We start from the raw sequence: 20,553 nt of genomic DNA, 5'->3' as shown, positions 1-20,553 counted from the left end.
GCAGCACGCGTGCTCCGGGGGAAGTCCTATGCTGAACGGCATGACGAGTGAGCCGGAACAGCAGATCGGAGCGGGGGTGCCGGACGCGTTCCAGCGCCTGTGGACCCCGCACCGGATGGCGTACATCCAGGGCGAGAACAAGCCCACCGGCCCCGGTGCCGGTGACGGATGTCCGTTCTGCGCGGTCCCGGCCGAGTCCGACGAGGACGGCCTCGTTATCGCGCGCGGCGAGCACGTGTACGCGGTGCTCAACCTGTACCCGTACAACAGCGGGCACCTCATGGTGGTGCCCTACCGGCACGTCGCCGACTACACCGAGCTGGACGGCGCCGAGACGGCGGAACTGGCCGTGCTGACCAAGCAGGCGATGACCGCGCTGCGGTCCGCGTCGGGCGCGCAGGGCTTCAACATCGGGATGAACCAGGGCGATGTGGCGGGCGCCGGGATCGCCGCCCACCTGCACCAGCACGTGGTGCCGCGCTGGGGCGGCGACGTCAACTTCATGCCCGTGGTCGGACACACGAAGGTGCTGCCGCAGCTTCTCGCCGACACCCGCAAGATGCTCGCGGACGTCTGGCCGTCCTGACGCCCGCGGCCTCCTCGACGGGAAGCGGAGCCCCGGTCAGGCGTCGTACGCGTCGGCCTTCCTCGGCTCCACGCTCTGCGACAGACCGCTCAGCATCATCGAGCGGCTGGTGAAGTGCGAGGTGTCCACGCCGTTCTCGCTCATCACCTGGATCGCGGCGGCGTGCACGGCCCGCAGCACCGGAGTCGCCGCGCGCAGCGCGTCGTCGGCCATGAAACGGTGCTTCCACGGCTTGTCGGCCCAGGTGTGCCGCAGCCCGAACGGCTCGGGCAGCTTCAGGGTGCCGCCGAGGTGGTCCAGCACGGACGGGAAGCGGGTCAGCGGCGCGCGGGCGGCCAGCCGTACCACCTCGTCCGACCCGATCAGCGGGAGCTGTACGGTCCTGGTCTCCCAGAACTTCACCGGCTTGGTGATCGTCTTCTCCTTCGCGGGCGGCCCTGAGGTGAAGATCCCGTGGATCGGGCCGAGCGCGTGCCCGGTGACCTCGATCCGCAGGGTGTGCGCCAGCACCGTCACCGTCGTCATCAGCGTGATGACGAGATTGCCGTCCCAGAGGGTGAACTGGATGCCCAGATAGTGCCGGTTCCCCTTGCCGAACTGCTGGGTGTTGCAGATCCGCTGGATCTCGAAGTCCTTGACCGAGAACGAGTCGACCTCGGGTCCGGTGGGCCGGGAGATCTTGCCCGCGCCCTCGCCGACCGGCACCACGACCCAGTGCTTTATCGACGGTTTGGGGAAGCCGCCGGTGTGCAGCGGGCCGCGCTCGATCATCCGTAGCTGGTCGTGGATGGCGCGGATGACGTCCCAGCTCCGGAACGGGTGGATCTCGGCCAGCCCCTCGCGCGGGATCAGCTCCTCGGCCATCTGCCAGTTCGCCCAGCGGCTGCCCATGCCGAGTATGCCCTTGGGCCCCGCGTAGAAGACGACATTGCTGTTCTGCTCGGCGGACAGCTTGGCCAGGCTCTGCCGCAGCAGCTCCGCGCGGGTCTGGTTGGGGTTGCGCGGCACCGCCTCGGGGATCTTCGCGCCGACCGCGGTGCCCGCGACCAGACCCGCCCAGCGGCTGCGCAGATCCTTCGCGGTGGCCTCGCAGATCCGCTTCGCCCAGAACCAGCCGATGATCGGCGCGATCATCAGGACGCGGAAATACTGCTGCCAGAAACCGCTGAACGGCGGTCGTACCGCCAGCAGTACGGTGAAGGCGACGGCCACCGCCAGCACGACCGTCCCGAAGGCGCCCGACTTGTTGCCCCTCGCCTTCAGCGACGCCAGCGACTTGCGCAACTGGAACGCGCCGAGCCACAGCAGCACGCCGGGCAGGAACAGCACCCCGCACACGCCCATCACCACGGTCAGCCGGTTGTCGCGCTCCTGCCGGATCCGGTTGGCGGCCAGGGCGTGCTCCACCACGGTCTGCGGGACCACGCCGAAGGACTGCACCAGTTCGCTGCGGGCCGCGCCCAGCATTCTGACCTGGATGGCGCGGGCGAACGCCTCGCCCAGATTCGGCGCGAACAGCGAGAGCCGCGGCGCCTTGACGCTCGCCTCGTCATTGGCCTCGACCAGCGTCGTGACGGGAGTGTCGCGGTACGCCGCCGACGCCAGCGCCTGGGTCGCACCGGTCTCACCGTCGCTGCCGGTCAGCGGAATCTGCGCACCCGGGCTGAAGTCGAACCCGATACCGTCCGTCACCACAGGCCCCCAGTCGCCAGTCCCGTACATCCACCGGTTCACCGGTCCATACGGCTCCGACCGGCCCATTCCCCGCACGGGTGAACGTCACACGTTCGGAGCAGTCTCCAGATTAGCGGCGCGACGGCCCGCGGCGTGGCCGCGAGCCGCCGATTGGCCTGCGGACATGTCCACTTGGCGGGTCGTGCGCGCTGTTCCCGCGTCGGTCGACGGTCAGTCGCTGGTCATCTGCCGTGCGCGGTTGCCTCCGCCCTCTCCTCCAGTTGGCGCAATTTCGTGGCCAGTTGGGCGGGCATCGGCTCGTGCCGCGCGTAGTGCCGGCTGAACCTTCCGGTGCCGTGCGACAGCGACCGCAGATCGACGGCGTACCGGCCGATCTCGATCTCCGGGACCTCGGCGCGCACCACCGACCGCCCGTCGGCGGCCGGTTCTGTGCCCAGCACCCGGCCCCGCCGCCCCGACAGATCGCCCATCACCGATCCGACGTACGCGTCCGGGACCAGCACGCCGACCTCGCACACCGGTTCCAGCAGGTGGATGGGCGCGCCCGCGGCGGCCTCGCGCAGGGCGAGCGCGCCCGCGGTCTGGAAGGCGGCGTCGGAGGAGTCCACCGAGTGCGCCTTGCCGTCGGTGAGGGTGACCCGGATGTCGACCACCGAGAAGCCGAGGGCGACCCCGCGGGCGGCCTGGGTGCGGACGCCCTTCTCCACCGACGGGATGAACTGCCGCGGCACCGCCCCGCCGATCACCTTGTCCACGAACTCGATGCCGGAACCGACCGGCAGCGGCTCCACCTGGATGTCGCAGATCGCGAACTGCCCGTGCCCGCCGGACTGCTTGACGTGCCGCCCGCGGGCTGTCACCGGCTCGCCGAAGGTCTCCCGCAGCGACACCTTGTGCGGCACCGCGTCGACCTGCACCCCGTACCGGTTGCGCAGCCGCTCCAGGGCGACATCGGCGTGCGCCTCGCCCAGGCACCACAGGACGACCTGCCGGGTGTCCGGATTCTGTTCGAGCCGCATCGTCGGGTCCTCGGCGACCAACCGCGCCAGCCCTTGCGAGAGCTTGTCCTCGTCGGCCTTGCTGTGCGCCTCGATGGCGATCGGCAGCAGCGGGTCCGGCATCACCCACGGCTCCATCAGCAGCGGCCCGTCCTTGGCCGAGAGCGTGTCGCCGGTCTCGGCGCGGGTCAGCTTGGCCACGCACACCAGATCGCCCGCGCCCGCCGAGGGCACCGGCCGCTGGTGCTTGCCGAAGGGCGACGACAGCGCGCCGACCCGCTCGTCCACGTCGTGGTCCTCGTGCCCCCGGTCCTCCATGCCGTGGCCCGACACGTGCACCGTCTCGTCCGGCCGCAGGGTCCCGGAGAAGACCCGCACCAGACTGATCCGGCCCACGTACGGGTCCGAGGACGTCTTGACCACCTCGGCGGCCAGCGGCCCCTCCGGGTCGCAGACCAGCGCGGGGCGCCCGCCGCCGTCCGGCGTCGTGACCGGCGGCGCCTCCCGCTCCAGCGGGGTCGGGAAACCGCCGGTGACCAGTTCCAGCAGCTCTACGGTGCCCAGGCCCTGCCGGGCGCCGTCCGCGGCGGGCGCGGCGGCCAGCACCGGGTGGAAGGAGCCGCGCGCCACCGCCCGCTCCAGGTCGTCGATGAGCGTCTTGACGTCCAGTTCCTCGCCGCCGAGGTAGCGGTCCATCAAGGTCTCGTCCTCGCTCTCGGCGATGATCCCCTCGATGAGCCGGTTGCGCGCCTGCTCCACCAGCGGCGCCAGCGCCGCGTCCGGCTCGGCCTCGGCCCGCTCGCCGGACGCGTAGTCGTACACCCGCTGCGAGAGCAGCCCCGCCAGGCCCGTCACCGGGGCGTGGCCGTCGGGGCCCGCGGGTCCGTGCACCGGCAGATACAGCGGCAGCACCGTATCGGGGGAGTCGCCGCCCAATTCCGCCGCGCACTGCGCCGCCATCTCCTCGAAACCGGCCCGCACCGACTCCAGGTGCGTCACGACGACCGCCCGCGGCATCCCGACGGCCGCGCACTCCTCCCACACCATCCGGGTCGCGCCGCCGATGCCCTCGCCGTCCTGCGCGGCCGAGACGACGAACAGGGCCGCGTCCGCGGCGCGCAGACCGGCCCTCAACTCCCCGACGAAATCGGCGTATCCCGGGGTGTCCAGCAAATTGACCTTGATCCCGCCCCACTCCACGGGGACGAGCGAGAGCTGTACGGAGCGCTGCTGCCGCTGCTCGATCTCGTCGTGGTCGGACACCGAGCCGCCGTCCTCGACCCGGCCCGCCCGGTTCACCGCGCCGGTGGTCAGCGCCAGCGCCTCCACCAATGTCGTCTTGCCTGATCCGCAGTGGCCGACCAGCACCACATTGCGCACGTTCTCGGGGCGGTCGGCCGCCGGTGCCCTTCCGGCGGCCCCTGGCTGTGCGTCTCTCCTGTCCGCTGCACCACCCACGCGTTCTCGCCTCCCGGTCCTTCACTGCATGGACCGCGCCCTCGGTGGGGGGCGCGTCACAGGGGCGCCACGGGAGACCGCTCAACGCACAGGCGGCCTCGACGACGCCCGCGGTCTTTCGACCTTCCCACGGCCGTCCGGGTGCGTCCATACGTCGTACGCGCGGCCACCGGATGCCCCAGGCCCCGCCGCTCCGGCACGGCCTGGGACATCCGGTGCGCGCGGGCTGGCTACGATGGGCCATCCGGTTGCCGCTCCGGCCGCCGTGACACCATCCTCCGACCTGTCGGGAAGGCCATGCTGAACAAGTACGCGCGTGCGTTCTTCACGCGTGTTCTCACGCCGTTCGCCGCATTTCTGCTCCGCAAGGGGGTCAGCCCCGACGCGGTGACCCTGCTCGGCACCGCGGGTGTCATGGCGGGCGCACTGGCCTTCTATCCCAGGGGCGAGTTCTTCTGGGGCACCGTGGTGATCACGCTCTTCGTCTTCTCCGACCTGGTGGACGGGAACATGGCCCGCCAGGCCGGGGTCTCCAGCCGGTGGGGCGCGTTCCTCGACTCGACCCTCGACCGGGTCGCCGACGCGGGCATCTTCGGCGGCCTCGCCATGTGGTACGCGGGCCGCGGCGACGACCTCGTGCTGTGCGCGGTGACGATCTTCTGCCTGGCCAGCGGCCAGGTGGTGTCCTACACCAAGGCGCGCGGCGAGGCGATCGGCCTGCCGGTGAACGTCAACGGCCTCATCGAGCGCGCCGAGCGGCTGGTCATCACGCTGACCCTGTGCGGCTTCGCGGGCCTGCACAAATTCGGTGTGCCCGGCATCCAGTACCTGCTGCCGATCGCCCTGTGGGTGGTCGCCGCGGGCAGCCTGATCACGCTGATCCAGCGGATCGTCACCGTACGCCGCGAGTCCGCGGAGGCCGACGCCGCTGCCGCCACCGCGGGGCAGGGGAGCAACGCGTGAGCGAGGACACCTCCCGGGCCGCGAGGCTCAGGGGGAGTGTCGCCGACGGGCTCTACGGGCTCGGCTGGAGCGCGGTCAAGACGCTGCCGGAACCGGCCGCCCGAGCGCTCGGCCGCGGCATCGCGGACGTGACGTGGCGGCAGCGCGGCAAGGGCGTCCGACGCCTTGAGGCCAACCTCGTCCGGGTCGTGCCGGACGCCGACGAGGAGCGGCTGCGCGCGCTGTCGCGCTCGGTCATGCGCTCCTACCTGCGCTACTGGATGGAGTCCTTCCGGCTCCCGGCCTGGAGCAAGGACCGCGTCCGCGGCGGCTTCGACCCCACGGACGTGCACTACCTGACCGAAGGACTCGCCGCCGGGCGCGGCGTGATCCTCGCGCTGCCGCACATGGGCAACTACGACCTGGCGGGCGCCTGGGTGACCACCGCGCTGGACACCCCCTTCACCACCGTCGCCGAGCGCCTCAAGCCCGAGACGCTGTACGACCGCTTCGTCGCCTACCGCGAGAGCCTGGGCATGGAGGTGCTGCCGCACACCGGCGGCGCCGCCTTCGGCACCCTGGCCCGGCGGCTGCGCGCCGGCGGCCTGGTCTGCCTGGTCGCCGACCGCGACCTGTCGGCCAGTGGCGTCGAGGTCGACTTCTTCGGCGAGCGCACCCGGCTGCCCGCGGGCCCCGCGATGCTCGCCCAGCAGACCGGCGCGCTGCTGCTGCCGGTCACCCTCTGGTACGACGAGTCGCCCGTCATGCGCGGTCGCGTCCACCCGCCGGTCGAGGTCCCCGCGACCGGCGACCGTACGTCGAAGACGGCCGCGATGACGCAGGAACTGGCCGACGCGTACGCCTCCGGCATCGCCGAGCACCCCGAGGACTGGCACATGCTGCAACGCCTGTGGCTGTCCGACCTCGAACCCCGCCCCGAACCCCCGGCGGGCGGCGCCGCCGACACGGCGGGGGAGAGCGCGCGAGCAACGGTGCGGGGCACGTCCGGCGTCTCCCCGCAGGGCGGCCCGAGCACGGCCGCAGCCGACGGTACGGGCGGCGCAGCCGGTACGGCCGACGGTATCGACGGTACGGACGGCCCGTCCGGCGCGGGCGGTACGCCCGGCGGCCCCGCCGACCACTCCGGAACGGAGAAAACGTGAGGATCGGGATCGTCTGCCCGTACTCCTGGGACGTCCCCGGCGGCGTCCAGTTCCACATCCGCGACCTCGCCGAGCACCTGATCGGCCTCGGCCACGAGGTCTCCGTGCTCGCCCCCGCCGACGACGAGACACCGCTGCCGCCGTACGTGGTGTCGGCGGGCCGCGCCGTGCCGGTCCCGTACAACGGCTCGGTCGCCCGGCTCAACTTCGGCTTCCTGTCCGCCGCCCGCGTCCGCCGCTGGCTGCACGACGGCAACTTCGACGTCATCCACATCCACGAACCCGCCTCACCCTCGCTCGGCCTGCTGGCCTGCTGGGCGGCGCAGGGCCCGATCGTGGCCACCTTCCACACCTCCAACCCGCGCTCGCGCGCGATGATCGCCGCGTACCCGATCCTGCAACCCGCGCTGGAGAAGATCAGGGCCCGGATCGCGGTCAGCGAGTACGCCCGCCGCACCCTGGTCGAGCACCTGGGCGGCGACGCGGTCGTCATCCCCAACGGGGTCGACGTGGACTTCTTCGCGCGGGCCGAGCCCAAGAAGGAGTGGCAGGGCGGGACGATCGGCTTCATCGGGCGGATCGACGAGCCGCGCAAGGGCCTGCCCGTGCTGATCCGGGCACTGCCGAAGATCCTCGCCGAGCGGCCGGGCACCCGGCTGCTGGTCGCGGGCCGCGGCGACGAGGAGGAGGCCGTCGAGTCGCTGCCGCGCGAGATGCGCGACCGGGTCGAATTCCTCGGCATGGTCAGCGACGAGGACAAGGCGCGGCTGCTGCGCAGCGTCGACCTCTACGTGGCGCCCAACACCGGCGGCGAGTCCTTCGGGATCATCCTGGTCGAGGCGATGTCGGCGGGCGCCGCCGTGCTCGCCAGCGACCTCGACGCCTTCGCGCAGGTCCTCGACCAGGGCGCGGCGGGCGAACTCTTCGCCAACGAGGACGCCGACGCGCTCGCCGCCGCCGCCCTGCGGCTGCTCGGCGACCCCGCGCGCCGCACCGAACTGCGCACCCGCGGCAGCGCCCATGTGCGGCGTTTCGACTGGTCGGTGGTCGGCGGTGACATCCTGTCCGTCTACGAGACCGTCACCGACGGCGCCGCGCATGTCGCCGCGGACGAACGCACCAGCCTTCGGGCGAGATTCGGCCTGGCAAGGGACGGACAGTGACCACCATCATCTGGGTCGCGGTCGCGATCGTCGCGATCGGCCTCTATCTGAGCTGGACGGCCGGGCGCCTCGACCGCCTGCACGCCCGGATCGACGCCGCCCGCGCCGCCCTGGACGCGCAACTGCTGCGCCGCGCCTCGGTGGCCCAGGAACTGGCCACGGCCGGTGTGCTGGACCCGGCCGCGTCGATCGTGCTGTACGAGTCCGCGCACGCCGCCCGGCAGGCCGAGCCGGAGCAGCGGGAGGTCGCCGAGAGCGAGCTGAGCCAGGCGCTGCGCGCGGTCTTCTCCGAGCCGGACGCGGTCACCGAGATCGGGGAGGCGCCGGGCGGCACCGACGCGATCAAGGAGCTGACCCAGTCCGTACGGCGGGTGCCGATGGCCCGGCGCTTCCACAACGACGCGGTACGCGCCGCGCGGGCGGTCCGCAGACACCGCGTGGTGCGCTGGTTCCGCCTCGCGGGCCACGCCCCCTTCCCGCTCGCCTTCGAGATGGACGACGAGCCGCCGGTGCCGCTCACGGCGGACGGCGCCGGAGCGCACTGAGCGCACGGCACCCCAAGGCTGAACGGGGGGGCCACCCGCCGGCCCGCGGGGAGCCACCGCAGCGGAATTGGCCCTTTCCCGCCCCCGGCGGCCGGCCGGACCATGGAGGAAAGCCACCGATTTCGTCAGCGAGTGAGGTCACCGTGTCCACCAGCCCCTCCGCCACCACCCCCGAGACCGGCACCGCACGCGTCAAGCGCGGTATGGCCGAGCAGCTCAAGGGCGGCGTGATCATGGATGTCGTCACCCCGGAGCAGGCGAAGATCGCCGAGGACGCGGGCGCCGTCGCCGTCATGGCACTGGAGCGGGTGCCGGCCGACATCCGCGCGCAGGGCGGCGTGGCCCGGATGTCCGACCCGGACATGATCGAGGGCATCATCAACGCGGTGTCCATCCCCGTGATGGCCAAGTCCCGGATCGGCCACTTCGTCGAGGCCCAGGTCCTCCAGGCGCTCGGCGTCGACTACATCGACGAGTCCGAGGTGCTGACCCCCGCCGACGAGGTCAACCACTCCGACAAGTGGGCCTACACCACCCCCTTCGTCTGCGGCGCCACCAACCTCGGCGAGGCCCTGCGCCGGATCGCCGAGGGCGCGGCCATGATCCGCTCCAAGGGCGAGGCCGGCACCGGCAACGTGGTCGAGGCCGTCCGCCACCTGCGCCAGATCAAGAGCGAGATCTCCCGTCTCAAGGGCCTGGACAACAACGAGCTGTACGCCGCCGCCAAGGACCTGCGCGCTCCGTACGAGCTGGTCAAGGAGGTGTCGGTGCTGGGCAAGCTGCCCGTCGTGCTGTTCTCCGCGGGCGGTGTGGCCACCCCGGCCGACGCCGCGCTGATGCGCCAGCTCGGCGCCGAGGGCGTCTTCGTCGGCTCCGGCATCTTCAAGTCCGGCGACCCGGCCAAGCGCGCCGCCGCGATCGTCCGCGCCACCACCTTCTTCGACGACCCGAAGGTCATCGCGGACGCCTCCCGCAACCTCGGCGAGGCCATGGTCGGCATCAACATCGACACCCTCCCGGAGTCCGAGCACTACGCGAACCGCGGCTGGTAACGCGACGATGACCAGCTCTCCCACCATCGGCGTCCTGGCACTCCAGGGCGACGTCCGGGAGCATCTGACGGCACTGGCCGCGGCGGACGCCGCGGCCGGTCCCGTCCGGCGCCCGGAGGAACTGGCCGGAATCGACGGCCTGGTGATACCCGGCGGCGAGTCCACCACCATCTCCAAGCTCGCCGTGCTCTTCGGCCTGATGGAACCGCTGCGCCAGGCGATCCGCGGCGGCCTGCCGGTCTACGGCACCTGCGCGGGACTGATCATGCTCGCCGACAAGATCCTCGACCCCAGGTCCGGCCAGGAGACCTTCGGCGGCATCGACATGATCGTCCGCCGCAACGCCTTCGGCAGGCAGAACGAGTCCTTCGAAGCGGTCGTCGACGTCGCGGGCGTCGAGGGCGGCCCGGTCGAGGGCGTCTTCATCCGCGCGCCGTGGGTCGAGTCGGTGGGTGCGGACGTGGAGGTCCTCGCCGAGTACGGTGGCCACATCGTCGCCGTCCGCCAGCGCAATGTGCTCGCCACGTCGTTCCATCCCGAACTGACCGGCGACCACCGGGTCCATGAACTCTTCGTGGACACTGTGCGCGCGGCGGGCTGACCGGATCCCGGTAGGATCGACGGCGCGACGAAAGACAGCATTTGGTGACGCGAAGGAGACCGTCGGATGTCCGGCCACTCTAAATGGGCTACGACCAAGCACAAGAAGGCCGTGATCGATGCCAAGCGCGGCAAGCTCTTCGCGAAGCTGATCAAGAACATCGAGGTCGCGGCGCGGACCGGTGGCGCCGACCCGGACGGCAACCCGACCCTGTTCGACGCCATCCAGAAGGCGAAGAAGAGCTCGGTTCCGAACAAGAACATCGACAGCGCGGTCAAGCGCGGCGCCGGTCTTGAGGCCGGTGGCGCCGACTACCAGACGATCATGTACGAGGGCTACGGCCCCAACGGCGTCGCGGTCCTCATCGAGTGCCTGACCGACAACCGCAACCGCGCCGCGTCCGACGTGCGGGTGGCCATGACCCGCAACGGCGGCTCGATGGCCGATCCGGGCTCGGTGTCGTACCTGTTCAACCGCAAGGGCGTGGTGATCGTCCCCAAGGCTGAGCTGGGCGAGGACGACGTGCTGGACGCGGTGCTCGACGCGGGCGCCGAGGAGGTCAACGACCTCGGTGAGTCCTTCGAGGTGATCAGCGAGGCCACCGACCTGGTGCCGGTCCGCAAGGCGCTCCAGGAGGCCGGGATCGACTACGACTCGGCCGACGCCAACTTCCTGCCCACCATGCAGGTGGAGCTGGACGAGGACGGCGCGCGCAAGATCTTCAAGCTCATCGACGCGCTGGAGGACAGCGACGACGTGCAGAACGTCTTCGCCAACTTCGACGTCTCCGACGAGGTCATGGAGAAGGTCGACGCCTGAGCCGCGCTCAGGCGGTGACACGGGGGCCGCGCGAGCGGGCCCTGACGGACGGTCAGCACGTGGGGGCCGACGGGACACACCCCGTCGGCCCCTCCGCTGTTTGTCGGCCCCAACCGATAACCTGCACGAACAGGTTGGCGAAGACGGCGGCTGACGGGCGCGGAAGGGGGCGGCATGCGAGTGCTCGGCGTGGACCCGGGTCTGACCCGGTGCGGCATCGGAGTGGTGGACGGCGTCCCCGGACGCCCGCTGACGATGGTCGGCGTCGGCGTCGTACGCACCCCGGCCGACGCGGAGATCGGCGACCGGCTGGTCCTGATCGAGCGCGGCATCGAGGAGTGGCTCGACGAACACCGCCCGGAGGCGGTCGCCGTGGAACGGGTCTTCAGCCAGCACAATGTGCGCACCGTGATGGGCACCGCCCAGGCGAGCGCGGTCGCCATGCTGTGCGCGGCCCGACGCGGTCTGCCCGTCCATCTGCACACTCCCAGCGAGGTCAAGGCCGCCGTCACCGGCAGCGGCCGGGCCGACAAGGCGCAGGTCGGCGCGATGGTGACCCGGCTGCTGCGGCTCGACGCCCCGCCGAAACCGGCAGACGCCGCCGACGCGCTGGCGCTGGCCATCTGTCACATCTGGCGCGGCGCCGCCACCAACCGCCTCCAGCAGGCCATCGCCGCCCACCGCCCCGTACGACCCCAGGAGTCCGCCAAGTGATCGCCTTCGTCAGCGGCCAGGTCGCCGCGCTCGCCCCCGACACCGCGGTCATCGAGGTCGGCGGCGTGGGCATGGCCGTCCAGTGCGCCCCGAACACCCTGGCCGCGCTGCGGATCGGCCAGCCCGCCAAGCTCGCCACCTCCCTGGTGGTCCGCGAGGACTCGCTCACCCTCTACGGCTTCGCGGACGAGGACGAGCGGCAGGTCTTCGAACTGCTCCAGACCGTCAGCGGAGTCGGCCCCAGGCTCGCCCAGACCATGCTCGCCGTGCACACCCCGGACGCGCTGCGCTCCGCGGTCGCGGTCGGCGACGAGAAGGCGCTGACCGCGGTGCCCGGCATCGGCAAGAAGGGCGCGCAGCGGCTGCTCCTCGAACTGAAGGACCGGCTCGGCGAACCGGTCGGCTCCGGCGCGGACCGGGGGATCGGCAGCCCGGTCGGCACCTCCTGGCGCGAGCAGCTGCACGCCGCGCTGCTCGGCCTCGGCTACGCCACCCGCGAGGCCGACGAGGCGGTCGCCGCCGTCACCCCGCGGGCCGAGGCCGAGCAGGAGCCGAACGTCGGCGCGCTGCTGCGCGCGGCCCTCCAGACCCTCAACCGCACCCGCTGACCGCCCTGTTGACGCCGTCGGCCGCACCCGTAACCGTGACGCAGGCCCGTACCGCCGACCCCACACCGACCCGAGAGACCAACCATGAACTGGGACGACGCCACCGACGAGCGGCCGGAGCGACTGGTCGGCACCGCCGCCGACCATGAGGACCAGGCGGTCGAGGCGGCGCTGCGTCCCAAGGACCTGGGGGAGTTCATCGGGCAGGAGCGCGTACGGCAGCAGCTCGACCTCGTGCTCAGGGCCGCCCGGCAGCGCCAGGGCACCGCGGACCACGTCCTGCTCTCCGGCGCCCCCGGCCTCGGCAAGACGACGCTGTCGATGATCATCGCGGCCGAGATGGGCGCGCCCATCCGGATCACCTCGGGACCGGCCATCCAGCACGCGGGCGACCTCGCCGCGATCCTGTCCTCGCTCCAGGAGGGCGAGGTGCTCTTCCTCGACGAGATCCACCGGATGTCACGGCCCGCCGAGGAAATGCTCTACATGGCGATGGAGGACTACCGGGTCGACGTGATCGTCGGCAAGGGCCCCGGCGCGACCGCGATCCCGCTGGAGCTGCCGCCCTTCACCCTGGTCGGCGCCACCACCAGGGCCGGACTGCTTCCGCCCCCGCTGCGGGACCGCTTCGGCTTCACCGGCCACATGGAGTTCTACGCCCCCGCCGAGCTGGAGAAGGTCATCCGCCGCTCGTCGGGGCTGCTGGACGTCGAGGTCGCCGACGACGGCGCCGCCGAGATCGCCGGACGCTCCCGCGGCACCCCCCGGATCGCCAACCGGCTGCTGCGCCGGGTCCGCGACTACGCCCAGGTCAGGGCGGACGGGGTGATCACCCGGGAGATCGCCGCCAAGGCGCTGGAGGTCTACGAGGTGGACGAGCGCGGTCTCGACCGGCTGGACCGGGCCGTGCTCCAGGCGCTGCTCAAGCTCTTCGGCGGCGGCCCCGTCGGCCTGTCCACGCTCGCCGTGGCGGTCGGCGAGGAGCGCGAGACCGTCGAGGAGGTCGCCGAGCCGTTCCTCGTCAGGGAGGGGCTGCTGGCCCGGACGCCGCGCGGCCGGGTGGCCACTCCCGCGGCCTGGACGCACCTCGGTCTGGTGCCGCCGCAGAATCATGCCGGACCCGGACAGAGCGGGTTGTTCGGACCGTGACCGTCGGTAGACTCGCCCCTTCAGGAACCCCAGTGCCATGCTTGGCGTTGTTCAGGCGGCGAGCCAGCGCTTAGACTCCGCCGACGCCCTTCCTCCGGATCGGCATCCACATCCCGAAACCCAGGCCAGCCCCACGTTGGCCGTGCGAAGGAACGTCCAGACCGTGAGTATCGTCACTCTCCTCCCCTTGGTCCTGATCGTTGGCGTCATGTTCATGATGACGCGCTCGGCCAAGAACAAGCAGCGCCAGGCCGCGTCCATGCGGAACCAGATGGAGCCCGGCTCGGGCGTCCGCACGATCGGTGGCATGTACGCCGTGGTCAAGGAAGTGAACGAGGAGACGGTCCTCCTTGAGCTGACGGACGGGGTGCACGCACACTTCGCGAAGAACGCCATCGGCTCGGTACTGGCCGAAGAGGAGTTCAACCGGATCGTGCACGGCATCGAGCCGGAGGAGATCGAGGACGACGACACCGAGGACACCGACGGTGACGTCACCGCCGACGCGGCTTCCGGGGATGCCGCTGCGACGGTCGACATCAAGAAGGACGCCAAGGACTCGGGCGAGCACAGCATCGATCTGAGCAAGACCGAGGACGCGCCGGGGCAGGACGGCCCCGACTCCACGTCCAAGTAAGGGTCCGGCTCTCACAACTTCGTGGCCACCCCATGAGCGTGCAGGCTCAGGGGCCGGTAGGACAGGGAGAATCAAGAAGGTGGCAGCAGCCAACAAGGGCCGCAGGCCGTCCCCGGGGAGTCAGGGATACCCCGGGCGCGCTCTGGCCGTGATCGTGATCGCCCTGGTGGCGCTGACCGGAGGAATGTTCCTCTCCGGCAACACCACTCCCCGACTGGGCATCGACCTGGCCGGCGGTGTCAGCATCACGCTGTCCGCCAAGGCGGACCAGGGGAACGCGGTCACCAAGTCCAACATGAACACGGCGGTCGGCATCATCAACCGCCGTGTCAACGGACTCGGTGTCTCCGAGGCGGAGGTGCAGACCCAGGGATCGAACAACATCATCGTCAACATCCCCAAGGGCACCAACGCCGCCCAGGCCGAGCAGCAGGTGGGCACCACCGCCCAGCTCGCCTTCCGCCAGGTGCTGACCGCCGCGGACGGCAACCCGGCGACGGCCGCGCCCAATCCCTCGGCCAGCCCCTCGGCCTCCGGCGGTACGACGCCGAAGCCGAGCGGCACGCCCAGCGCGACGGGCACGCCGAAGGCCACCGGGAGCACCACGTCCAGCCCGCAGGGCCGCGCCGTCACCGACGCGCTGAAGTCGAATGTGAACAAGGCGCCGACACCGACGCCCACCGCGACACCCAGCAACCCGGCGACCACCCCCGGCGCCGGCGCCGCCGACCTGTCGATCCCCGCCGACCTCCAGGCGAAGCTCGACAAGCTCGACTGCACCGACCCCACGCAGCGCACTGCGGCCAGCAAGGGCACCAAGCCCGGTGACAAGGTCGTCGCCTGCGGTCAGCAGGGCGACCAGTGGATCAAGTACGCGCTCGGCCCGACGCTGATCGACGGCAAGCGCGTCTCCGGCGCCAGCGCGAACTTCGACTCGCAGCAGGGCAACGGCTGGGTCGTCAACCTGACGTTCGACTCCAAGGGCGCCAGCCAGTTCACCAAGGTCACCGGCGACCTCGCCTCCCAGGCCCAGCCGAACAACCAGTTCGCGATCGACCTGGACGGCAACGTCGTCTCGGCCCCGTCGGTCTCCCAGGCCCTGCCCGGCGGCAGCGCCCAGATCTCCGGCAGCTTCACCCAGAAGTCCGCCGAGGACCTGGCGAACGTGCTGAAGTACGGCTCGCTGCCCCTGGCGTTCTCCATCCAGGACACGACCACGGTCTCTCCCGCGCTCGGTGGCGAGCAGCTCCGCGGCGGTCTGATCGCCGGCGCCGTCGGCCTCGTCCTGGTCGTGCTCTACATGTTCGCCTACTACCGCGGACTGAGCCTCGTGGCGCTCGCGAGCCTCGTGGTCTCGGGCGCGCTCACCTACACGATCATGTGTCTGCTCGGTGAGGCGATCGGCTTCGCACTGAACCTGCCCGCGGTCTGTGGCGCCATCGTCGCCATCGGTATCACCGCCGACTCGTTCATCGTCTTCTTCGAACGGATCAGGGACGAGCTCCGCGAGGGCCGCTCGCTGCAACCCGCGGTCGCCCGCGGCTGGCCGCGCGCCCGGCGCACCATCCTGGTGTCGGACTTCGTGTCCTTCCTCGCCGCCGCCGTGCTGTTCACCGTGACGGTCGGCAAGGTCCAGGGCTTCGCGTTCACGCTCGGTCTCACCACCGTGCTCGACGTCGTCGTGGTGTTCCTGTTCACCAAGCCGCTGATGACGATCCTCGCCCGCCGCCCGTTCTTCGCTCAGGGCCACAAGTGGTCCGGTCTCGACCCCAAGGCGCTCGGCGTGCAGGCGCCGCTGCGCCGGAGCGTCCGCCACAACCGGCCCACCGAGACGAAGGAAGCCTGATGTCCAAGCTCAGCAATCTCGGTCACCGGCTGCACCGCGGCGAGATCGCGTACGACTTCGTCGGCCACCGCAAGATCTGGTACGGCGTATCGATCCTGATCACGGTCGTCGCCGCGGTCGGCCTGCTGGTGAACGGCCTCAAGCTCGGCATCGAGTTCTCCGGCGGCGCGGACTTCACCACGGCCAAGACCTCCATCTCGGTCGCGGACGCGCAGAGCAAGATCGAGGGCCACACCGCCGGTCACGACGCGACGATCCAGAAGCTGGGCAGCGGAAAGCTCCGCATCCAGGTCAGCGACATCTCCACCGAGGCGTCCAAGACCGTCCAGCAGAACATCTCCAAGGAACTGGGCATCCCGCTCAAGGACATCGACGCGCAGATCGTCGGTCCGAGCTGGGGCAAGGAGATCTCCCACAAGGCCCTTCAGGGTCTGATCATCTTCCTGGTGCTGGTGGTCGCCTATCTGGCCATCGCCTTCGAGTGGCGCAAGGCCGTCGCGGCACTGATCGCCCTGCTCCACGACCTCACGATCACGATCGGTGTCTACGCCATCGTGGGCTTCGAGGTCACACCCGGCACGGTGATCGGTCTGCTCACCATCCTCGGTTACTCCCTCTACGACACCGTCGTCGTCTTCGACGGTCTGAAGGAGTCCACCAAGGACATCACCAAGCAGAACAGGTACACCTACAGCGAGATCGCCAACCGCAGCCTCAACGGCACCCTGGTGCGGTCGATCAACACCACGGTCGTCGCCCTGCTGCCGGTCGGCGCGCTGCTCTTCATCGGCGGCGGCATCCTCGGCGCGGGCATGCTCAACGACATCGCGCTCGCGCTGTTCGTCGGCCTCACCGCCGGTGCGTACTCCTCGATCTTCATCGCGACCCCGATCGTCGCGGACCTCAAGGAGCGCGACCCGGCGATGAAGCAGGTCCGCAAGCGGGTGCTCGCCCGCCGGGCCTCCGACGCCACGAAGGCCGCCGAGGCGGCCGCCCGTGGCGAGGAGCCCGCCGACCCCGAGGACGGGGACGGCGACGACCAGGCGGAAGCCGCGGCGGCCGGTGCCGGTGTGGTGGGCCCGCGGGCCCAGGGCTCCGCCCCGGGCAGCCGTTCCGGCGGCACCCGCGGCGCGTCCGCCAACCGCGGCACCCGCGGTGGCCGCAACCGCCCCTCGGGCAAGCGGCGCTGACCGTGAATCGCCGCCGCCCGGTCGACACCGACCGGGCGGCGGCGATTTTCCGTTTCCCGACCCTCATCGACCGACCCTCATCGACCGACGCGACATGAACCGACGCGACATGAACCGACGAAAGTAGCGCGATGACCACCACGGACGCAGTCTCCGCCGAGCTCAGGGAACTGCTGCTCGGCCGCATCCGCGATGTACCGGACTACCCGCGGCCCGGCGTGATCTTCAAGGACATCACCCCGCTGCTGGCCGACCCCGTCGCCTTCAGCGCCCTGGTGGACGCGCTCGCCGCCCTGTGCGCGCGGCACGGCGCCACCAAGGTCGTCGGCCTCGAAGCCCGCGGCTTCATCCTGGCCGCCCCGGCCGCCGCCCGCGCGGGCCTCGGCTTCGTCCCGGTCCGCAAGGCGGGCAAACTGCCCGGAAAGACCCTGGCGCAGTCGTACGACCTGGAGTACGGCACCGCCGAGATCGAGGTGCAGGTCGACGCCTTCGCCGAGGGCGACCGGGTCCTGGTGATCGACGACGTCCTGGCCACCGGCGGCACCGCGGAAGCCTCGCTGGAGCTGATCCGGCGGACCGGCGCGACCGTCGCGGGCGTGGCCGTCCTGCTGGAGCTGGGCTTCCTCGGCGGCCGGGCGCGGCTCGCCCCGGTCCTGGGAGACGCCCCGCTGGACACCCTCGTCGCGATCTGACGCGCTGCGGACGGCGTAACGGCGTACGGCGCCCGCGTACGCCATTCGGGTCCGCGGGGCCCGGCGCGGGCCTCCTGCCAGCGTCGTGCGGCCCCGTACGACCCCGCGCACGGCCCCGAGGCGGGCGCCCGGCAGGCTCGGGCGCCCGCCTCTCGCCGCAGGTCGATACCATGGAACCTCTATCCCGCGTGAGGAGTGCTCTTGCCAGACCAGGCCCAGCCACTCGACGCCGCGGGCGGGAAGGAACCGGCCACGGGTGGCACGGGGACGTCCGCCGACAGCCGGACCGCCGCGGCCACGCCCGCTCCCGAGCCCGCCAAGCCCGACGCGCCCGAAGAGACCGCGCCCGCCGTACGCCCGGTGCGTACGCCCGGCAGCGTCGCGCCGACGCGTCCAGGGGCCTCCTCCAGCCGCGTCCGCGCCCGCCTCGCCCGGCTCGGTGTGCAGCGCTCCAGCCCGTACAACCCGGTGCTCGAACCGCTGCTGCGCGTGGTGCGGGGCAACGACCCCAAGGGCGACAGCGCGCAGCTCCGGCAGATCGAGGCGGCCTACCAGGTCGCTGAGCGCTGGCACCGCGGCCAGAAGCGCAAGAGCGGCGACCCGTACATCACCCACCCGCTGGCGGTCACCACGATCCTCGCCGAGCTGGGCATGGACCCCGCCACGTTGATGGCCGGGCTGCTGCACGACACCGTCGAGGACACCGAGTACGGCCTGGACGCGCTGCGCCGCGACTTCGGCGACCAGGTGGCGCTGCTGGTCGACGGCGTCACCAAGCTCGACAAGGTCAAATTCGGCGAGGCCGCGCAGGCCGAGACCGTGCGCAAGATGGTCGTCGCGATGGCCAAGGACCCCCGCGTCCTGGTGATCAAGCTCGCCGACCGGCTGCACAATATGCGCACGATGCGCTATCTCAAGCGCGAGAAGCAGGAGAAGAAGGCCCGCGAGACGCTGGAGATCTACGCCCCGCTGGCGCACCGGCTGGGCATGAACACCATCAAGTGGGAGCTGGAGGACCTCGCCTTCGCGATCCTCTACCCCAAGATGTACGACGAGATCGTCCGGCTGGTCGCCGAGCGCGCCCCCAAGCGCGACGAGTACCTCGCCGTGGTCACCGACCAGGTGCAGCAGGACCTGCGCGCCGCCCGGATCAAGGCCACCGTCACCGGCCGCCCGAAGCACTACTACAGCGTCTACCAGAAGATGATCGTCCGCGGCCGGGACTTCGCGGAGATCTACGACCTGGTGGGCATCCGCGTCCTGGTCGACACCGTCCGCGACTGCTACGCGGCGCTCGGCACCATCCACGCGCGATGGAATCCGGTCCCCGGCCGGTTCAAGGACTACATCGCGATGCCCAAGTTCAACATGTACCAGTCGCTGCACACGACGGTCATCGGGCCCAGCGGCAAGCCCGTCGAGCTCCAGATCCGTACCTTCGACATGCACCGCCGCGCCGAGTACGGCATCGCCGCGCACTGGAAGTACAAGCAGGAGGCGGTGGCGGGCGCCTCCAAGGTGCGCACCGACAGCCCGCGGTCCGACAAGAAGGACGACGCGGTCAACGACATGGCGTGGCTGCGCCAGCTCCTGGACTGGCAGAAGGAGACCGAGGACCCCGGCGAGTTCCTGGAGTCGCTGCGCTTCGACCTCTCGCAGAGCGAGGTCTTCGTCTTCACGCCCAAGGGCGACGTGATAGCGCTGCCCGCGGGCGCCACCCCGGTGGACTTCGCGTACGCCGTGCACACCGAGGTCGGCCACCGGACCATAGGCGCCCGCGTCAACGGCCGCCTCGTACCGCTGGAGTCGACGCTCGACAACGGCGACACCGTCGAGGTCTTCACCTCCAAGGCCGCGGGAGCCGGGCCGTCCCGCGACTGGCTGGGCTTCGTCAAGTCGCCGCGGGCGCGCAACAAGATCCGCGCCTGGTTCTCCAAGGAGCGCCGCGAGGAAGCGGTCGAGCAGGGCAAGGAAGCCATCGCCCGCGCGATGCGCAAGCAGAATCTGCCGATCCAGCGGGTGCTCACCGGCGACTCGCTGGTCACCCTCGCGCACGAGATGCGCTATCCCGACATCTCCGCGCTCTACGCGGCGATCGGCGAGGGGCACATCACCGCGCAGTCCGTCGTGCAGAAGCTGGTCGACGCGCTCGGCGGCGAAGAGGGCGCCACCGAGGACATCGCGGAGATCACCACCCCCACGCAGGGGCGTACCAAGCGGCGGGCCAACGCCGACCCCGGTGTCATCGTCAAGGGCGCCAGCGACGTCTGGGTCAAGCTCTCCCGCTGCTGCACCCCGGTGCCGGGCGATCCGATCATCGGCTTCGTCACCCGCGGCAACGGCGTTTCGGTGCACCGCGCCGACTGCGTCAACGTGGACTCGCTCTCGCAGCAGCCCGAGCGGATGATCGAGGTGGAGTGGGCGCCCACCCAGTCGTCGGTCTTCCTGGTCGCCATCCAGGTCGAGGCCCTCGACCGGTCCCGGCTGCTCTCGGACGTCACCCGGGTGCTGTCCGACCAGCACGTCAACATCCTGTCCGCGGCCGTCCAGACCTCCCGCGACCGCGTCGCCACCTCCCGCTTCACCTTCGAGATGGGCGACCCGAAGCACCTGGGTCACGTCCTGAAGGCCGTACGCGGCGTGGAGGGCGTCTACGACGTCTACCGGGTGACCTCGGGCCGCCAGCGCTGAAAAA

At 71.1% G+C, this 20,553-nt stretch carries 17 protein-coding genes and 1 pseudogene; 16 read left to right on the top strand and 2 right to left on the bottom strand.

Features of this window, described 5'->3' with window-relative positions; all coding sequences use genetic code 11:
- Positions 1-28 precede the first annotated feature (28 nt).
- On the top strand, positions 29-586 hold the full coding sequence (locus BGM09_RS31930) for an HIT family protein (RefSeq protein WP_188285222.1): 558 nt from the start codon (positions 29-31) through the stop codon (positions 584-586).
- 36 nt (positions 587-622) lie between these two features.
- Here BGM09_RS31930 and BGM09_RS31925 read toward each other — a convergent pair whose 3' ends face one another.
- Both BGM09_RS31925 and BGM09_RS31920 read right to left on the bottom strand, forming a co-directional pair.
- Complete coding sequence (locus tag BGM09_RS31925; protein WP_188285221.1) at positions 623-2,308, bottom strand: hypothetical protein; 1,686 nt, start codon at positions 2,306-2,308, stop codon at positions 623-625.
- A gap of 194 nt (positions 2,309-2,502) precedes the next feature.
- Positions 2,503-4,737 (bottom strand): elongation factor G-like protein EF-G2, encoded by a 2,235-nt coding sequence (locus tag BGM09_RS31920; RefSeq protein ID WP_188285220.1) that lies wholly within the window; start codon positions 4,735-4,737, stop codon positions 2,503-2,505.
- Between the two features lie 297 nt (positions 4,738-5,034).
- Between BGM09_RS31920 and pgsA the strand changes: the two genes are divergently transcribed.
- The 15 genes and pseudogenes from pgsA (at position 5,035) to BGM09_RS31845 (ending at position 20,549) form a co-directional block, all read left to right on the top strand.
- Positions 5,035-5,700, top strand: coding sequence for a phosphatidylinositol phosphate synthase (pgsA, locus tag BGM09_RS31915; protein ID WP_188285219.1), 666 nt, complete (start codon positions 5,035-5,037; stop codon positions 5,698-5,700).
- A pseudogene (locus BGM09_RS31910) lies at positions 5,697-6,629 on the top strand (phosphatidylinositol mannoside acyltransferase); the annotation flags it as partial. The gene pgsA and the pseudogene BGM09_RS31910, both read left to right, overlap by 4 nt.
- A 209-nt stretch (positions 6,630-6,838) precedes the next feature.
- Positions 6,839-8,005: a glycosyltransferase family 4 protein gene (locus BGM09_RS31905; protein ID WP_188285217.1), complete on the top strand. Its 1,167-nt coding sequence runs from the start codon at positions 6,839-6,841 to the stop codon at positions 8,003-8,005.
- Positions 8,002-8,550 carry a hypothetical protein gene (locus tag BGM09_RS31900; protein ID WP_188285216.1) on the top strand — a complete coding sequence of 183 codons (549 nt, stop codon included), beginning with the start codon at positions 8,002-8,004 and terminating at the stop codon, positions 8,548-8,550. Before BGM09_RS31905 ends, BGM09_RS31900 begins: the two co-directional genes overlap by 4 nt.
- A 143-nt stretch (positions 8,551-8,693) precedes the next feature.
- Positions 8,694-9,602 (top strand): pyridoxal 5'-phosphate synthase lyase subunit PdxS, encoded by a 909-nt coding sequence (gene pdxS / locus BGM09_RS31895; RefSeq protein WP_188285215.1) that lies wholly within the window; start codon positions 8,694-8,696, stop codon positions 9,600-9,602.
- A 7-nt stretch (positions 9,603-9,609) separates the two neighbouring features.
- Positions 9,610-10,203, top strand: a complete 594-nt coding sequence (pdxT, locus tag BGM09_RS31890) for a pyridoxal 5'-phosphate synthase glutaminase subunit PdxT (protein ID WP_188285214.1) — start codon at positions 9,610-9,612, stop codon at positions 10,201-10,203.
- 66 nt (positions 10,204-10,269) lie between these two features.
- The gene (locus BGM09_RS31885) at positions 10,270-11,022 is read left to right on the top strand and encodes a YebC/PmpR family DNA-binding transcriptional regulator (RefSeq protein ID WP_188285213.1); all 753 of its coding nucleotides are present in this window, start codon (positions 10,270-10,272) and stop codon (positions 11,020-11,022) included.
- A gap of 174 nt (positions 11,023-11,196) precedes the next feature.
- Positions 11,197-11,736 carry a crossover junction endodeoxyribonuclease RuvC gene (ruvC, locus tag BGM09_RS31880; protein ID WP_188285212.1) on the top strand — a complete coding sequence of 180 codons (540 nt, stop codon included), beginning with the start codon at positions 11,197-11,199 and terminating at the stop codon, positions 11,734-11,736.
- Positions 11,733-12,344 carry a Holliday junction branch migration protein RuvA gene (gene ruvA / locus BGM09_RS31875; RefSeq protein ID WP_188285211.1) on the top strand — a complete coding sequence of 204 codons (612 nt, stop codon included), beginning with the start codon at positions 11,733-11,735 and terminating at the stop codon, positions 12,342-12,344. Before ruvC ends, ruvA begins: the two co-directional genes overlap by 4 nt.
- An 84-nt stretch (positions 12,345-12,428) precedes the next feature.
- A complete protein-coding gene (gene ruvB / locus BGM09_RS31870; protein WP_188285210.1) occupies positions 12,429-13,493 on the top strand; it encodes a Holliday junction branch migration DNA helicase RuvB in 1,065 nt (354 codons plus the stop codon).
- 163 nt (positions 13,494-13,656) lie between these two features.
- Positions 13,657-14,130, top strand: a complete 474-nt coding sequence (yajC, locus tag BGM09_RS31865) for a preprotein translocase subunit YajC (RefSeq protein WP_188285209.1) — start codon at positions 13,657-13,659, stop codon at positions 14,128-14,130.
- Positions 14,131-14,209: 79 nt separating this feature from the next.
- Positions 14,210-15,976: a protein translocase subunit SecD gene (gene secD / locus BGM09_RS31860; RefSeq protein ID WP_188285208.1), complete on the top strand. Its 1,767-nt coding sequence runs from the start codon at positions 14,210-14,212 to the stop codon at positions 15,974-15,976.
- Positions 15,976-17,166, top strand: coding sequence for a protein translocase subunit SecF (secF, locus tag BGM09_RS31855; protein ID WP_188285207.1), 1,191 nt, complete (start codon positions 15,976-15,978; stop codon positions 17,164-17,166). The genes secD and secF overlap by 1 nt, the downstream gene beginning before the upstream one ends.
- A 131-nt stretch (positions 17,167-17,297) precedes the next feature.
- Positions 17,298-17,858 (top strand): adenine phosphoribosyltransferase, encoded by a 561-nt coding sequence (locus tag BGM09_RS31850; protein WP_188285206.1) that lies wholly within the window; start codon positions 17,298-17,300, stop codon positions 17,856-17,858.
- Positions 17,859-18,218: 360 nt separating this feature from the next.
- A complete protein-coding gene (locus BGM09_RS31845) occupies positions 18,219-20,549 on the top strand; it encodes a RelA/SpoT family protein (RefSeq protein ID WP_188285236.1) in 2,331 nt (776 codons plus the stop codon).
- The last annotated feature ends 4 nt before the right edge of the window (positions 20,550-20,553 follow it).

It is taken from the genome of Streptomyces sp. CBMA29, assembly GCF_014596445.1.
Taxonomy (GTDB): domain Bacteria; phylum Actinomycetota; class Actinomycetes; order Streptomycetales; family Streptomycetaceae; genus Actinacidiphila.
The sequence above is the reverse complement of the archived record's forward strand: the minus strand, read 5'-3'. Positions and strand labels throughout refer to the sequence as shown.

What these genes read in the sequence shown, in the direction of transcription:
- BGM09_RS31930 (WP_188285222.1), top strand. Translation starts at nt 29, where the DNA reads ATGCTGAACGGCATGACGAGTGAGCCGGAACAGCAGATCGGAGCGGGG.
- BGM09_RS31925 (WP_188285221.1), bottom strand. Translation starts at nt 2,308, where the DNA reads ATGTACGGGACTGGCGACTGGGGGCCTGTGGTGACGGACGGTATCGGG.
- pgsA (WP_188285219.1), top strand. Translation starts at nt 5,035, where the DNA reads ATGCTGAACAAGTACGCGCGTGCGTTCTTCACGCGTGTTCTCACGCCG.
- pdxT (WP_188285214.1), top strand. Translation starts at nt 9,610, where the DNA reads ATGACCAGCTCTCCCACCATCGGCGTCCTGGCACTCCAGGGCGACGTC.
- BGM09_RS31885 (WP_188285213.1), top strand. Translation starts at nt 10,270, where the DNA reads ATGTCCGGCCACTCTAAATGGGCTACGACCAAGCACAAGAAGGCCGTG.
- ruvC (WP_188285212.1), top strand. Translation starts at nt 11,197, where the DNA reads ATGCGAGTGCTCGGCGTGGACCCGGGTCTGACCCGGTGCGGCATCGGA.
- ruvB (WP_188285210.1), top strand. Translation starts at nt 12,429, where the DNA reads ATGAACTGGGACGACGCCACCGACGAGCGGCCGGAGCGACTGGTCGGC.
- secF (WP_188285207.1), top strand. Translation starts at nt 15,976, where the DNA reads ATGTCCAAGCTCAGCAATCTCGGTCACCGGCTGCACCGCGGCGAGATC.
- BGM09_RS31850 (WP_188285206.1), top strand. Translation starts at nt 17,298, where the DNA reads ATGACCACCACGGACGCAGTCTCCGCCGAGCTCAGGGAACTGCTGCTC.